Source organism: Bacillus sp. RHFS10 (assembly GCF_016757475.1).
GTDB lineage: Bacteria > Bacillota > Bacilli > Bacillales > Bacillaceae > Bacillus > Bacillus subtilis_G.
Genome location: NZ_JAESPO010000001.1, coordinates 1347849 through 1361633, shown reverse-complemented (window position 1 = coordinate 1361633; position 13785 = coordinate 1347849). Strand labels below are relative to the sequence as shown.

Sequence of the window (13785 nt, the reverse complement as noted above, 5' to 3'; positions counted from 1 at the left end):
ATGCTGTAAATGCAGGGAGATTGTTTTCAGGCTTCGGCTAAGGATTTTCCAATTGGCTGGTTTCATGGTAAACTAACAACTGGAGGTGCGTGTTATGTATGCGACGATGGAATCCGTGCGGCTTCAAAGTGAAGCTCAGCAGCTTGCCGAGATGATTCTGCAGTCGGAGACGGCTGAGAACTACCGCAATTGTTACAAGCGTCTCCAGGAAGATGAAGAGGCAGAGCGGATTATTCGTTCTTTTATCCAAATAAAAGAGCAGTATGAGGATGTACAGCGTTTTGGCAAATATCATCCTGACTATAGAGAAATATCCCGGAAAATGAGGGAGATCAAGCGGGAGCTGGATCTGAACGATAAGGTGGCTGACTTCAAGAGAGCTGAAAATGAGCTCCAGTCTATTCTTGATGAGGTTAGCGTCGAGATTGGAACAGCTGTTTCAGAGCATGTTAAAGTTCCGACTGGGAACCCTTATTTTGATGGTTTGTCTTCGTGCGGAGGCGGCTGCGGTTCGGGCGGAGGCTGCGGATGCAAAGTGTCCTGACGAGACTGGCCGTCTCGTCTTTTACATATAAGAGAAATCAGGCAGGTGATTGTATTGGAGAATAGGCGCCAGGGTATGGTTGTGTATCTGCATTCCCTAAAACAAAGCAAAATGCTGAGGAAGTTCGGAAATGTGCACTATGTATCAAAACGCTTAAAATATGTCGTGCTGTATTGCGATATGAATCAAATTGAAAAAACAATGGACAAGATCGCTTCTTACTCGTTTGTGAAAAAAGTGGAGCCTTCTTATAAACCGTTTTTAAAATTGGAATTCGAGTCAAAGCTTGATAAAGCAAAAGAATACGATTATAAAATCGGCATATAGCTCTATAAAAAAATCCCCGCAGGCTTCTGCGGGGTCCTTCTATTCCTTAACAAGTTAAGGAGAAGGCAAAGGGAGAGGAGAAACCGGAGGAAGAACTTATGGGGAAACGTAAGTCTTCTCCGCGGTTGGCAACAACATCCTCTAGATGCTGTTGTTTATAGTATGGACAAGGATCAGTCTGGCTATACACCTGTTTAAACAAGATTACGTTCATTGTTTGCAAGAATGCTTTATGTTAAGATAGGATTGATTTTTTTCTATGTACATAGCGGCGTCCGGCCGAACAAAAAAACAAAATAGCTTTTAGAAAAAGTGGTGTGGAATATGAGAGTAATTTCTGGATCAAAAAAAGGCCGTTCACTAAAGGCCGTGCCGGGAACATCAACAAGACCGACAACCGACAAAGTGAAGGAATCCATTTTCAATATGATCGGCCCTTATTTTGACGGGGGCAGGGGACTGGACTTATTCGCGGGGAGCGGAGGACTTGGAATCGAAGCGCTTTCACGCGGGTTTGAGCATTGTATATTCGTTGACCGTGATTTTAAAGCGATTCAAACGGTAAAATCAAATTTAAAAACGCTGGAGCTTACAAAACATGCACAGGTATACCGCAATGATGCGGAACGGGCTTTGCACGCTGCTGCAAAAAGAGAAACTGCCTTTCGCGGCATTTTTCTTGATCCGCCGTATAAGGAACAAAAGCTGAGAGCGCTTTTAACGATGATTGACGAATATCAAATGCTGGAAGAAGACGGATTTATCGTTACTGAGCATGACAGAGAGGTCGAGCTTCCCGAAGCTGTAGGAGATCTTGTGATGGCAAGAAAAGAAACCTATGGACTTACAGGTGTAGCGATTTATAAAAAGAGGGGGTAGTGTTGTGGCGAGTATAGCTGTCTGTCCCGGCAGTTTTGATCCGGTGACCTACGGGCATCTGGACATCATCAGACGCGGGGCGCATATTTTTGAACAAGTGTATGTGTGTGTGTTGAATAATTCTTCAAAAAAACCTTTGTTCAGTGTAGAAGAACGGTGTGAGCTTTTGAGAGAAGTGACAAAAGATATCCCGAACATTACAGTTGAAACTTCGCAAGGGCTATTAATTGATTATGCAAAAAGAAAAAATGCGAAAGCGATTTTAAGAGGCTTAAGAGCGGTGTCTGATTTTGAATACGAGATGCAGGGGACATCTGTAAACCGTGTACTTGATGAATCCATTGAAACGTTTTTTATGATGACAAACAATCAATATTCGTTTTTAAGTTCAAGCATTGTCAAAGAAGTGGCAAGATACAATGGCACTGTATCAGAGTTTGTGCCGCCGGAAGTAGAGCTGGCGCTTCAGCAAAAATTCAGACAAGGATGAGGGGGTTTGACTCATCCTTTTTTTGTGCCGTTTGTCAGTCTGTAAGAACAAATGATAATGTACGTAAACAGTGCGCATAATGTGACAGCAGGTCCAACCTGCACGAGCTGATTCCAGCTGTTTATAAGTGCTGTTGGCATTTCGCCGCTATGAAGAGATTTGAAAACATACTGATATGGATCATTCCATGCCGTGTATAGAGGTTTCCATAAAAGCATGACGAAGACGGCGGCATAAACGCCCTGCAGCAAACGCGCGATAAAGAATGGTTTAAATCTGATATCGGTTTCCGATAAAATACCTGCCACTTGAGCTTGAACAGAAAAACCGCTAAACCCGAGAATAAAGCTGACGATAATGGCTTGTTGCAGAAGAGTAACGTCTGTTTCGCTGACAAGCTTGCTTCCCAGCGTGATTTCAAACATTCCTGATAATAGAGGGATGTCCAATTGAGCTGGAAGCTGAAACAAGGTCAGCGCACCTTTTGTGAATACAGACAGAATATCAGTCAGCTGCACCACGGATAACAGCCTGTTAAAGACAGAAAACAAAATAATAAACCCGCCCACCATGAGAAGCGTTTGAACAGAAGATGTCACGGCGTCGCCTAAAATTTTGCCCAGAGGCCGTTTTTCCGCAAGTCTGGCGGTATGCAGAGCGTGTAAAGCATCTTTGATCGAAGGAAAAGGAATCGTTTTCTTATTTCTGAGATGCTGCTCTTCTTTGCGTCCATAGGAACGCATCGTTAAACCGACAGCCAGATTCCCTAAATAGTGTGCGGTAGCCAATAATATGCCCAATGACGCGTTTTGAAAGAAACCGACGGCAACAGCGCCAAAAATAAAGAGCGGATTTGAAGAATTGGTAAACGACGCAAGCCGTTCTGCTTCTACTCTTGAAATCTGTTTTTCCTGCCGCAGACGGGCAGTGAGTTTTGCTCCCGCTGGGTTTCCTGATGCCATTCCCATAGCAAGAACGAAGCCGCCGACACCCGGCACGCGAAAGATCGGCCGCATAAAAGGCTCAAGCAAAACACCGACAAACCGCACAATGCCAAAACCGATTAAGAGTTCAGACAGAATAAAAAATGGCAGCAATGACGGAAACACAACCTCCCACCACATAGAAAGCCCGGTTTTAGAGGCTTCGAATGAGGCCTGCGGATGTGAGATGACAGTCGCTGTTAAAAATAGAAAAAACGAAGCAATTAAAAGTGTATGAATCTTCGACAAGTTCATTCTTACCTCCCCGATGCTAAAAATGCCCAATCACATGTATATCATGATAAAATATGTATGACACGAAACGGCCAAGCAGTACCTGTCCTTTTGAATCTTTGTACTAATATACGAGCATAGGGGTTCAGTTTAGACCATAGAATTCGGTATACAGGGAATTCAGGCAGGAGGTTAACGCTTTGGTTAAACCTAAAATCGGGTTAGCGTTAGGATCGGGAGGGGCCAGGGGGCTCGCTCATCTCGGTGTGCTCTCCAGTTTACATAAGCATCAAATTGAAGTGGATATGATTGCGGGGAGCAGCATGGGCGCTTTGGTAGGCAGTTTCTATGCCGCCGGCCACGATGTGGCAACGATGGAGAAAGTCGCTAAAGTCTTTAAACGGCGGCTTTATGCTGATTATACGGTTCCGAGGCTCGGTTTTTTAAAAGGTGATCGCGTCAGGCAGCTTGTGCATGCTTATACATTCGGAAAACCGATCGAAGAGCTTCAAATCCCGCTGGGCATTGTAGCGTGTGATTTACAGACAGGAGAAAAGATTGTGTTCCGCAAGGGCTCGGTGTCAGATGCGGTGCGGGCGAGCATCAGCATACCAGGTATCTTTATTCCGCAGAAGCTGGACGGACGGCTTCTTGTAGACGGCGCGGTCGTCGACCGAATCCCGGTTTCTGTTGTCAAAGACATGGGGGCTGATATTATCATCGCTTCGGATGTCTCCAGGGTTCGAAAAACCGAAACGGCGGCGCATATTTTTGATGTGATTATGCAAAGTATGGATATACTGCAAAATGAATTGGTGCGACATCAAACGATTGCCGCGGATATCATGATTCGCCCTTCTCTTGAAACATACAGCTCCAGCTCGTTTGCTAATATTGAAGCAATGATATCGGCAGGCGAGGAAGCGACAGACCGAATGATCAGCAAGATAAAAAAAGAAATAGAGAATTGGGAGGGCTCATAATTTGCTTCGTAAAAAACATTTTAGCTGGATGCTTGTCATCCTCATTCTGATTGCCGTTTTATCATTTATAAAACTTCCATACTATATTACAAAACCGGGAGAAGCGACAGAGCTTGCTTCACTGATAAAAGTGGAGGGAGGCTACCCGGAAACAGGAAGTCTGTCCTTAATGACTGTCAAAGTGGGACCGGCTAATCCGTTTACATATGTGTGGGCGAAGGTTCACTCTTATTATGAAATAGTTCCTGATGAAAGCATCAAGGAAGAAGGCGAATCAGATGAGGAGTATATGAAAAGGCAGCTCCAAATGATGAAAAGCTCGCAAGAAAACGCCGTCATAGCGGCCTATCAAAAGGCAGGAAAAAAAGTCAGTTATTCCTTTAACGGCATATACGCTAGCTCAGTTGTAGAAAACATGCCCGCAAAAGGGAAAATAGAAGTCGGTGATAAAATTATTAAGGCAGACGGCAAAAACTATCAGTCTGCTGAAAAGCTGATTGATTATATCAGCAGCAAAAAAGCGGGAGATAAAGTCCGGTTAAAAATTGAAAGAGAAGAAAAAGAAAAGATGATCACCCTTACATTAAAACAATTTCCCGATGAGCCGGAACGGGCAGGCATCGGAGTTTCGCTCTATACGGACAGGAACGTGAAAGTGGAGCCCGATATTGATTTTGAAATCGAAAATATCGGCGGCCCGTCAGCAGGGTTAATGATGTCTCTGGAAATCTATAATCAGCTGACAAAACCAGACGAAACAAAAGGCTACGAGATTGCGGGAACCGGTACCATTGATGTTGACGGAAAAGTAGGTCCGATCGGCGGCATCGATCAGAAAGTCGTCGCCGCGGACAAAGCTGGAAAAGACATTTTCTTCGCCCCAAATCAAAACGGCGCCAGCAATTCCGATTATAAAAACGCAGTGAAAACAGCAAAAGATATTGATTCAGATATGAAGATTGTGCCTATTGATACGATGCAAGACGCGATTGATTATTTGAATAAGCTGAAAGCGAAAAGCACCTGATACTCAAGTGCTTTCAGTGTGTCGATAAACCCCCGCATTCGTTGTCAGGGCTGCGAGTCGGTGCTCAATACGGAGTGGAACGGCCAGACGTCCTGCCTACATCCTGTGAAATCTGCTCCGATGCTCGGCCTTCCTGGACTTCAACAATTTGAAGCACCTGAACTCAGGTGCTTTTTATATATTTAAAAAGCGTTGTTCATCCTCGTCATATCGAATGGGAGTACGTCCATATTCCTGCAGGGCAAATTCAGTTCTCAGCGGTTCTTCTATCGGCAGACTGTAGATTCTGCTTGCTTTTATGTCCAGATCGAGTGCGGGATGGGAGAAAGAGGACAGTTTGCTGACAAGCGGAACGGACATCGCTTTTTTCTTTTCTGATAAATAAGACTGTCCTTTTTTCGTCATGCCGAGAAGCCTAATATAAGGCACCTCTTCGTCGGCAAGCAGCTTATGCATCTCCTGTTTGTTCGTTCTGGTTAAAATGTGCGTGTTCATCCGCTGGAGCCTTGTCCACGTATAACGTTTTGTTTTCAGAAGCTCCATAAATTCCTGGTAGGAGCTGGCTTTTCTGATCGAACGAAGAATTCTGTGTTCTAAGCCTTCCTCCACCTCGTATACGTGCTGTAATTCCTGTGCTGTGACAGTCGACAGGCTGTATTTTAAGTAAGAAAAATAGCTTTCAGGTGTATGCCACAATCCGAAAGATTTTCGGTAATGTGCTAATTCACTTGCGGATGTACCAGGAAGAAAACGAAGGCAGGCTTCAAGATTCTGTTCAAACATCGCTTTTCTGATACTTGTGGCGCTTGCGATATGGTTTTCGCCTTCAGGAAGGTCGGCATCATGATAGTCCGAGGAAATGCGCGCTGTGGTATAAGGTTTCGTTGGATATCCCCCGGAAAGAATGGAAGTCACATAATGATATCCCAGAATGTTGTTTGGCTTTGATAAATCAAGCGCATTTTCTGTATGTAAAATGGATCTGAAGGCGATAGCTGCCGCGGCTGGGTAGCTGGCCCCCTTTTTAAGTTCTTCTTTGATACACTGATCAAATGTATGCTTATGCTCATCAATAAGCTTTGCTGTTTCTATAAACGGCTTAATATCACCATTTTCACTCCCGAAAAAAAGCGCCTCGCATCCAAGTTTGTTCAGGATGGAAACACTGCCGCGTGCGAAAATCTCCGCTTTTTGCACCGCATAAAGATAAGGCAGTTCAATGACAAGATCGACTCCGCTTTGCAGCGCCATTTTTGTTCGGGCCCATTTTGACACTACAGCCGGTTCTCCGCGCTGTAAAAAATGTCCGCTCATTACAGCAACAGCCGTGTCACATCCGGTTTGCCGCTTTGCTGTTTGGGCATGATAAAGGTGACCGTTATGAAAGGGATTATATTCAACCACCAATCCGACAGCTTTCATATTTTTTCCGCCTTTCTTGCTATGTTTAAAAACGTATGGTACATTTGCAAATGGAAACTCTTACGTCTTATTTTTATTCTAAGTGTATGCATCGCATATACCGCTGTCAATGATACTTGAGTGGCAGCATTATGCTGTAAAGAAAAAATATTGACAAAAACAATCTTAAAAGCTATAATCATGTTTGTTGCTTTCATGAGGTGATACAAATGAAATGGACGATTTATCAGCTGCATCAAATGCCAAACCAAAGTTTTGAGTTTGATGAAACAGTTGAGTTAAATGAGCTGACAAAGCTGAATTCTGACATCCGCCGCATTTCTCCCGTTCGGGTGAAGGGCAGAGCGGATATTAAATCGAAACAGGTTTCGTTTGATTTTGCGATTTCAGGCGAAATGATTTTGCCATGCTCAAGAACACTCGTTGATGTTGCGTATCCATTTGAAATTTCAACAAAAGAACTGTTTATATTTCATCAGACGGATGATATAGAAGATGATGACGTTCACATTGCTGAGGACGATACTATCGACTTAACTCCGATCGTGAAAGAAGAAATTCTTTTAGAAATCCCTATGCAAATCTTTTGTGAATCTGAACAAGAAAAAGGAGCTGCTCCTCAAGAAGGAAAGGACTGGCAAGTCATTTCAGAGGAAGACAAGAAGAATCAAGTCGATCCGAGACTTGCAGCCCTCGAAAAGCTCTTAAAACAAGATGATGAATCTTAACTCTTTAAGGAGGTGGGAATAATGGCTGTACCTTTTAGAAGAACTTCTAAAATGAAGAAAAGATTGCGCCGTACACATTTCAAACTTAATGTACCTGGTATGACAGAATGTCCGTCATGCGGAGAGATGAAATTGTCTCACCGTGTATGCAAAGCATGCGGATCATACAACGGCAAAGACATAAATGTAAAAAGTAACTAATAAGAAAAGCGCAGGGTGAAAGCCCTGCGCTTTTTCTTTTTCTCTTCCTGTCAGCTTGCGGAAAATTTGTAAGTGCAAATAGTCTATCTAATCTATTACCGGCATATGTATGAGATAAATAAGCTGACATGGAGGGAGATTAAATTTGACCATTACAAGACAAGATGCTTGGACTCAGGATGAGGATTTGCTGCTGGCAGAAGTGGTGCTTCGCCATATTCGAGAGGGAGGAACACAGCTATCAGCCTTTGAGGAGGTTGGAAGAGCGCTGACCAGAACCGCAGCAGCCTGTGGGTTCAGGTGGAACTCGTATGTGAGAAAACAATACCAATCAGGCATAGAGCTTGCGAAAAAGCAGAGGAAAGAACTGAGAAAACAAATCGGCGTTCATTCGGTCAATTTGCCGAATTCCGTAAAGCAAACCGCCGCGGCAGCGTCAACAGAAGGAAAACGAGATTTGTCCATTCAGGATGTCATTCAATTTCTCGAACAATTCAAAGAAACGCCGTCTGCACATGAATTTCAGCTCGAAAGGGAAAAATTGAAGAGGCAAATCCAATCGCTGCAAAAGGAGCTTGAGGATTTACGGAGTGAAAATCAAACATTGAGGAACCAGCTAGAGATGACAGAAGAGGATTACAAGGCACTGATCGATATTATGGACCGGGCCAGAAAAATGGTTGTTTCTAAGGAAGACGGAAGAATGAAAAAAAAGGCTCAAGAAACGTAATGAACGCCTGAAATGAACCGGCCGTAGAGTGTGAATAGGCCGGTTGTTTTTATTTCTATGCAGATTCTCCCGGTGTCATTTCTTGATCCATATCAGGGTGCCAGATGAGCGGGTTTTCCCCTTTGTCCCGCGCCATATCATATTTAACAGTTTCAAAGTTCATTTTATTCCAAAATTCCGCTGATTTCATTCGCGGATTTGTCCGAATCGGCATTTTGAATGATTTGGCAAATTCAACCAACGCTTTCCCGTATCCTCTGTTTTGGTAGCCCGGAAGAACCTCAAGCTTCCAAAGCTCCAAATAATCCTGATGATTGTCGAAATAAGGATTCGATTTGCCATTAACTTGATATAGACTCATTCGCGCTACAAGTTTATCCCCAAAATAAATCCCGTAAAAAGGCGAAGTGCTGTCATTTTCAATAATATTATCCTGAAGATCTTCAAGCATTGAAAGCTCCTGAATGCCGTATTCTTTGAACTTCTTGAATTCTTCAAGCGTTTTATAGTTGACGAGCAGACGTTCTACCTTTACCATGCAATCTCCCCCTTTGTTGTTTCTACATATATTGTAAACGCTTTATTTAAAAAATCCAAATATTAAAACTTTAATTTTAAGCACACGGAACCTTTGAGAAGTAATTTGTTCTTACTTCTGCTATGATAATACATAAATGTTAATTGGGTGTGACAACATGAAAATTGGGATTATCGGCGGAGGCTCTGTCGGTCTTTTATGCGCCTATTATTTGTCACTTCATCACGAGGTGACTGTTGTGACGAGGCGGAAAGAGCAGGCTGCGGCCATAAAGTCTGAAGGCGTCCGGCTTGATAAAGGCGGAGAAGAATTCAGCGCTGATTGCAGTGCGGACACGAGTATCAATTCGGATTTTGATCTGCTTGTCGTGACAGTAAAGCAGCATCAGCTCCAGTCTGTTTTTCCGTCGCTTGAACGGATCAGGAAAACGAATATATTATTTTTGCAAAACGGTATGGGGCATATCCACGAATTGAAAGACTGGCGCGTTGGCCATTCCATTTATGTTGGAATTGTTGAGCACGGAGCTGTTAGGAAATCAGATACAGCTGTTGATCATACGGGTTTGGGTGCGATAAAATGGAGCGCGTTCGATGACGCTGAACCAGATCGGCTCAACATTTTGTTTCAGCATAACCATTCGGATTTTCCGATTCGTTATGAGGAGGATTGGTACCGCTTGCTGACGGGCAAGCTGATTGTTAACGCTTGTATCAATCCGTTAACCGCGTTATTGCAGGTGAAAAATGGAGAACTGCTGACAGCGCCGGCTTATCTCGCTTTTATGAAGCTGGTTTTTCAGGAGGCGTCCCGCATTTTAAGGCTTGAAAACGAAGAAGAGGCTTGGGAGAGGGTTCGGGCCGTTTGCGGGCAAACGAAAGAAAACCGCTCTTCTATGCTGGTTGACGTTATCGAAGGCCGGCAGACGGAAGCTGACGCCATTATCGGATATTTATTGAAGGAAGCTAGCGTTCGCGGCCTTGATGCTGCCCACCTCGAGTTTTTATACGGGAGCATTAAAGCTTTGGAGCGAAATACAAACAAAGTCTTTTGAGCTTTTTCTGTAACATGCTATACTCATTTCGGATAACTAACTATTTATTTAGAAAGGAAGTTCTAGAAGATGCAGCTAACTGAACTTTCCATCAAAAATCAGAATGTGTTTGTACAGCACTATATAGATGGCAAAGAAGAAATGTCTTCTTTTTTTGATTACAGCATTCATCATAAGGACATGTGGCGCGACAGACTGAAGGACTTATCCTCCCGGTTTTTCGCAAGAGAGGAGTTGGCGGCATACTTATCCTCTTACCATGATAAATTCGGTTCAAGTGCCATGCAGTCTGCTATTGAGAAGCTGAAGGATCCGTCAAGCGCGGCTGTTGTCGGCGGACAGCAGGCAGGACTTTTAACAGGACCGCTTTATACTATACATAAAATCATTTCAATCATTGTGTTAGCAAAGGAACAAGAAAAGCATCTGCAAGTGCCTGTCATCCCGATTTTCTGGGTGGCCGGAGAAGACCACGATTTGGATGAGATTAATTTTGTCCATACATCTGAAGAGAATGGTCCCGTGAAAACAAAGCTGCCCCAGTCTTATTGGAAGAAATCTTCGGCAGCGAGCACAACTCTTGATCAGGAAAAATGCGCCGCATGGATAGATGGTGTATTTGCCGCTTTTGAAGAAACAGACCATACGAATACACTTCTCGACAATGTGAAGCGATGTTTAAGTGAATCTGTTACATTCACTGATTTCTTTGAACTGCTGATCGCGGATCTGTTCCAAGAGGAGGGGTTAGTTTTATTAAATTCTGGAGATCCGGGGATTAAAAAGATGGAAACGGCCATGTTCCAAAAGATTCTCCGGGAAAATGATGAACTCGCCCGCGCTGTGTCAGAACAGCAGGACTTCATGCGTGAAGCAGGCTACAAGCCGATTATCGAGTCCGGAAAAGAGCAGGCGAATCTGTTTTATGAATATGAAGAAGAGCGTTTTTTAATTGAAAAAGACAACGGCCGTTTTGTCATCAATGAGCTTGATCTCGCATGGACGATGGATGAACTTTATACACATATAGAAGAACATCCTGAGCGCTTCAGCAATAATGTTGTAACGAGACCGTTAATGCAGGAATACCTTATTCCGACTTTAGCCTTTATTGCAGGGCCTGGAGAAATTAACTACTGGGGTGAGCTTAAACAGGCCTTTACGGTGATGGGCTTTAAAATGCCTCCGGTTATGCCGAGGCTGAATATTACGATACTTGAACGGCATATTGAGAAAAAACTGCTTGAACGGGATATCTTATTACAAGATGCGATTGAACGCGGTACGGAGAATCAAAGAGAGATATACTTTGAGCATCAGATTCCGGAAGAGTTTACCGCGGTGATGGATCAGGCGAAAAGACAAATTGAAGCGGTTCACAAAACGGTAAGGCACGAGGCGTTAAAGGTTGATCAAAGCATGGAACCTTTACTCCTGAAGAACGCCGCTTTTATTCAGGATCAGCTTCAATTTTTAGAGCGGACAGTGACGAAACGAATTGAAGAAAAAGAAGGCTGCGTCTTGAAGGATTATGAGAGAATCCAAAATAGCATTAAGCCGTTGCTTGCGCCGCAAGAGCGAATTTGGAATATCATGTATTATTTGAACAGGTACGGTCCAAAATTCTTCACATCATTCAAGAATCTGCCATTTTCTTTTCAAAATCAACATCAAGTTGTCAAACTTTGAAATAAAGTTTTAAAGAACCCTGACTAGTTCAGGGTTTTTTTTTATGGGTAAACAGTGTAAAATGAAGTTGTGGAGAGAAGTGGTGGATAGTGGTGAGTTAAGGAGAGAAAGTGGGGCAAGAGATCATGTTTATGGGTGAATATCAGCATACCATCGATGCGAAGGGCCGCATGATCGTACCCGCTAAATTCAGAGAAGGCCTTGGCGAGCAGTTTGTGCTGACCAGAGGGCTTGACCAATGTCTCTTCGGCTACCCTATGCACGAATGGAAACAAATTGAAGAAAAACTAAAAGCACTTCCTCTCACTAAAAAAGATGCCCGCGCGTTTACCCGTTTCTTCTTTTCAGGGGCGACCGAATGCGAACTGGACAAGCAAGGCAGGGTAAATATCGCATCATCTCTATTGAATTACGCCAAACTGGAAAAAGAATGTGTTGTTATCGGGGTTTCTAATCGAATTGAATTGTGGAGTAAAGTAATTTGGGAACAATACACAGAAGAGCAAGAAGATTCATTTGCTGAAATTGCTGAAAACATGATTGGGTTTGATATATAATGATTCTTCGTGTATAACACTCTAAAAACAATTTCAATTCATCCTGATAAAAGGTGGGACCAACACAATATGTTTCAACACAAAACAGTACTTCTTCGTGAAACCGTAGACGGGCTTAATATTAAACCGGACGGTACATATGTAGACTGCACACTCGGCGGAGCTGGGCACAGTACATACTTATTGCAGCAATTATCCGAGAAGGGGCGTTTAATCGCTTTTGACCAAGACGATACGGCATTAGAGCATGCCAAAGAAGCGTTGTCCGATTATAAAGGACAGCTCATTCTGATCAAAAGCAATTTCAGGTATTTAAAAGAATGTTTGAATGAACAAGGTATTACTGAAGTAGACGGTATTTTATTTGATTTAGGGGTGTCCTCCCCGCAGCTGGATACACCGGAACGGGGATTCAGTTACCATCATGACGCACCGTTGGACATGAGGATGGACCAGTCGGCCTCACTTACGGCGAAGGAAGTCGTTAATGAGTGGCGCTATGAGGATCTCGTCCGTATCTTCTTTAAATACGGCGAAGAGAAGTTCAGCAAACAGATCGCCAGAAAAATTGAAGAGGCACGAATCAAATCTCCTATTCAAACTACGGGCCAACTGGTCGATCTAATAAAAGACGCGATTCCCGCTCCAGCGAGAAGGAGCGGAGGACATCCCGCTAAACGCGTGTTTCAGGCAATCAGAATTGCCGTGAACGATGAACTTAAGGTGTTTGAAGAGGCTTTGGAGCAGGCAATAGAGGTTCTGAAACCAGGGGGAAGGGTATCAGTCATCACCTTCCACTCGCTTGAAGACAGAATTTGTAAATCTACTTTTAAAGAAAAGTCGTCACTTCCGGAACTTCCTCCGGGTCTTCCTGTCATACCGGAAGAGTTTGAACCAGAACTTAAACTCATCACGCGAAAACCGATTACGGCATCTCAGGAAGAGCTTGAAGAAAACAACCGGGCTCGTTCTGCGAAGCTTCGGATTGCCGAAAAAAGAAAATAACGAAACACGAACGCAAAATAAAAAGGAGGTCATCAGCCTATGAGCAATTTAGCTTACCAACCAGAGAAACAGCAGCGGCATACGATCAGTCCTGAGAAAAAAGTAATTGTCAAGAAAAGGGCTTCCATTACTCTCGGAGAAAAAGTGCTTCTTGTCCTCTTTGCTGCGGTGGTGCTCAGCGTATCGCTTTTGATCGTATCAAAGGCGTATGCGGCATATCAAACCAATATTGAGGTGCAAAAGCTTGAGGAGCAAATTTCATCCGAAAATAAGCAAATTGGTGACCTCGAAAAAAGTGTTGCTGATTTAAGCAAACCGCAGCGCATTATGGACATTGCGGAAAAGAACGGCTTGAATTTAAAAGATAAAAAAGTGAAAAACATACAGGAATGAT

Annotated in this window: 18 protein-coding genes; 14 read left to right on the top strand and 4 right to left on the bottom strand. The window is 43.5% G+C overall.

Features of this window, described 5'->3' with window-relative positions; all coding sequences use genetic code 11:
* The first annotated feature begins 94 nt into the window (after positions 1-94).
* The 4 genes from ricF to coaD all read left to right on the top strand — a co-directional run bounded on the left by ricF (position 95) and on the right by coaD (position 2240).
* Complete coding sequence (gene ricF, locus JMN17_RS06495) at positions 95-544, top strand: regulatory iron-sulfur-containing complex subunit RicF (RefSeq protein ID WP_087992162.1); 450 nt, start codon at positions 95-97, stop codon at positions 542-544.
* A 54-nt stretch (positions 545-598) separates the two neighbouring features.
* Complete coding sequence (locus JMN17_RS06490; RefSeq protein ID WP_015715839.1) at positions 599-871, top strand: YlbG family protein; 273 nt, start codon at positions 599-601, stop codon at positions 869-871.
* 324 nt (positions 872-1195) lie between these two features.
* Entirely contained in the window at positions 1196-1750 is a 555-nt protein-coding gene (rsmD, locus tag JMN17_RS06485) for a 16S rRNA (guanine(966)-N(2))-methyltransferase RsmD (protein WP_087992161.1), read from the top strand.
* Between the two features lie 4 nt (positions 1751-1754).
* Positions 1755-2240 carry a pantetheine-phosphate adenylyltransferase gene (coaD, locus tag JMN17_RS06480; protein ID WP_087992160.1) on the top strand — a complete coding sequence of 162 codons (486 nt, stop codon included), beginning with the start codon at positions 1755-1757 and terminating at the stop codon, positions 2238-2240.
* An 11-nt stretch (positions 2241-2251) separates the two neighbouring features.
* Here coaD and spoVV read toward each other — a convergent pair whose 3' ends face one another.
* On the bottom strand, positions 2252-3478 hold the full coding sequence (gene spoVV / locus JMN17_RS06475; RefSeq protein WP_087992159.1) for a dipicolinic acid transporter SpoVV: 1227 nt from the start codon (positions 3476-3478) through the stop codon (positions 2252-2254).
* A 179-nt stretch (positions 3479-3657) separates the two neighbouring features.
* Here spoVV and JMN17_RS06470 point away from each other — a divergent pair, with 179 nt between their 5' ends.
* Together JMN17_RS06470 and ddcP are read left to right on the top strand one after the other, a co-directional pair.
* On the top strand, positions 3658-4440 hold the full coding sequence (locus JMN17_RS06470; RefSeq protein ID WP_087992158.1) for a patatin family protein: 783 nt from the start codon (positions 3658-3660) through the stop codon (positions 4438-4440).
* Position 4441: 1 nt separating this feature from the next.
* Positions 4442-5467 carry a protease DdcP gene (gene ddcP / locus JMN17_RS06465; RefSeq protein ID WP_087992157.1) on the top strand — a complete coding sequence of 342 codons (1026 nt, stop codon included), beginning with the start codon at positions 4442-4444 and terminating at the stop codon, positions 5465-5467.
* Positions 5468-5641: 174 nt separating this feature from the next.
* Here ddcP and JMN17_RS06460 read toward each other — a convergent pair whose 3' ends face one another.
* Together JMN17_RS06460 and JMN17_RS06455 are read right to left on the bottom strand one after the other, a co-directional pair.
* A complete protein-coding gene (locus tag JMN17_RS06460; RefSeq protein ID WP_087992156.1) occupies positions 5642-6889 on the bottom strand; it encodes a nucleotidyltransferase in 1248 nt (415 codons plus the stop codon).
* Complete coding sequence (locus tag JMN17_RS06455; RefSeq protein WP_087992155.1) at positions 6886-7071, bottom strand: hypothetical protein; 186 nt, start codon at positions 7069-7071, stop codon at positions 6886-6888. Before JMN17_RS06455 ends, JMN17_RS06460 begins: the two co-directional genes overlap by 4 nt.
* Positions 7072-7098: 27 nt before the next feature.
* Between JMN17_RS06455 and JMN17_RS06450 the strand changes: the two genes are divergently transcribed.
* The 3 genes from JMN17_RS06450 to gerR all read left to right on the top strand — a co-directional run bounded on the left by JMN17_RS06450 (position 7099) and on the right by gerR (position 8548).
* Positions 7099-7617: a YceD family protein gene (locus JMN17_RS06450; protein ID WP_087992154.1), complete on the top strand. Its 519-nt coding sequence runs from the start codon at positions 7099-7101 to the stop codon at positions 7615-7617.
* Between the two features lie 21 nt (positions 7618-7638).
* The gene (rpmF, locus tag JMN17_RS06445) at positions 7639-7818 is read left to right on the top strand and encodes a 50S ribosomal protein L32 (RefSeq protein ID WP_003154457.1); all 180 of its coding nucleotides are present in this window, start codon (positions 7639-7641) and stop codon (positions 7816-7818) included.
* Between the two features lie 145 nt (positions 7819-7963).
* Positions 7964-8548 (top strand): sporulation specific transcriptional regulator GerR, encoded by a 585-nt coding sequence (gene gerR, locus JMN17_RS06440; RefSeq protein ID WP_087992153.1) that lies wholly within the window; start codon positions 7964-7966, stop codon positions 8546-8548.
* Positions 8549-8603: 55 nt separating this feature from the next.
* Here gerR and JMN17_RS06435 read toward each other — a convergent pair whose 3' ends face one another.
* Positions 8604-9086, bottom strand: coding sequence for an N-acetyltransferase (locus tag JMN17_RS06435; RefSeq protein WP_087992152.1), 483 nt, complete (start codon positions 9084-9086; stop codon positions 8604-8606).
* A 157-nt stretch (positions 9087-9243) separates the two neighbouring features.
* Here JMN17_RS06435 and JMN17_RS06430 point away from each other — a divergent pair, with 157 nt between their 5' ends.
* The 5 genes from JMN17_RS06430 (at position 9244) to ftsL (ending at position 13784) form a co-directional block, all read left to right on the top strand.
* Complete coding sequence (locus tag JMN17_RS06430) at positions 9244-10140, top strand: 2-dehydropantoate 2-reductase (protein ID WP_202327704.1); 897 nt, start codon at positions 9244-9246, stop codon at positions 10138-10140.
* A gap of 69 nt (positions 10141-10209) precedes the next feature.
* Positions 10210-11829: a bacillithiol biosynthesis cysteine-adding enzyme BshC gene (gene bshC, locus JMN17_RS06425; protein WP_202327703.1), complete on the top strand. Its 1620-nt coding sequence runs from the start codon at positions 10210-10212 to the stop codon at positions 11827-11829.
* 125 nt (positions 11830-11954) lie between these two features.
* Positions 11955-12386, top strand: a complete 432-nt coding sequence (mraZ, locus tag JMN17_RS06420) for a division/cell wall cluster transcriptional repressor MraZ (protein WP_003221402.1) — start codon at positions 11955-11957, stop codon at positions 12384-12386.
* Positions 12387-12455: 69 nt separating this feature from the next.
* A complete protein-coding gene (gene rsmH, locus JMN17_RS06415) occupies positions 12456-13391 on the top strand; it encodes a 16S rRNA (cytosine(1402)-N(4))-methyltransferase RsmH (protein WP_087992149.1) in 936 nt (311 codons plus the stop codon).
* Positions 13392-13430: 39 nt separating this feature from the next.
* Positions 13431-13784, top strand: a complete 354-nt coding sequence (ftsL, locus tag JMN17_RS06410; protein ID WP_087992148.1) for a cell division protein FtsL — start codon at positions 13431-13433, stop codon at positions 13782-13784.
* Position 13785 lies beyond the last annotated feature (1 nt).

Excerpts from the sequence above, each read along its gene's own strand:
- JMN17_RS06450 (WP_087992154.1), top strand. The coding sequence starts at position 7,099 with ATGAAATGGACGATTTATCAGCTGCATCAAATGCCAAACCAAAGTTTT.
- rpmF (WP_003154457.1), top strand. The coding sequence starts at position 7,639 with ATGGCTGTACCTTTTAGAAGAACTTCTAAAATGAAGAAAAGATTGCGC.
- JMN17_RS06430 (WP_202327704.1), top strand. The coding sequence starts at position 9,244 with ATGAAAATTGGGATTATCGGCGGAGGCTCTGTCGGTCTTTTATGCGCC.
- rsmD (WP_087992161.1), top strand. The coding sequence starts at position 1,196 with ATGAGAGTAATTTCTGGATCAAAAAAAGGCCGTTCACTAAAGGCCGTG.
- rsmH (WP_087992149.1), top strand. The coding sequence starts at position 12,456 with ATGTTTCAACACAAAACAGTACTTCTTCGTGAAACCGTAGACGGGCTT.
- JMN17_RS06435 (WP_087992152.1), bottom strand. The coding sequence starts at position 9,086 with ATGGTAAAGGTAGAACGTCTGCTCGTCAACTATAAAACGCTTGAAGAA.
- ricF (WP_087992162.1), top strand. The coding sequence starts at position 95 with ATGTATGCGACGATGGAATCCGTGCGGCTTCAAAGTGAAGCTCAGCAG.
- bshC (WP_202327703.1), top strand. The coding sequence starts at position 10,210 with ATGCAGCTAACTGAACTTTCCATCAAAAATCAGAATGTGTTTGTACAG.
- mraZ (WP_003221402.1), top strand. The coding sequence starts at position 11,955 with ATGTTTATGGGTGAATATCAGCATACCATCGATGCGAAGGGCCGCATG.
- JMN17_RS06460 (WP_087992156.1), bottom strand. The coding sequence starts at position 6,889 with ATGAAAGCTGTCGGATTGGTGGTTGAATATAATCCCTTTCATAACGGT.
- JMN17_RS06455 (WP_087992155.1), bottom strand. The coding sequence starts at position 7,071 with ATGATTATAGCTTTTAAGATTGTTTTTGTCAATATTTTTTCTTTACAG.
- spoVV (WP_087992159.1), bottom strand. The coding sequence starts at position 3,478 with ATGAACTTGTCGAAGATTCATACACTTTTAATTGCTTCGTTTTTTCTA.
- ftsL (WP_087992148.1), top strand. The coding sequence starts at position 13,431 with ATGAGCAATTTAGCTTACCAACCAGAGAAACAGCAGCGGCATACGATC.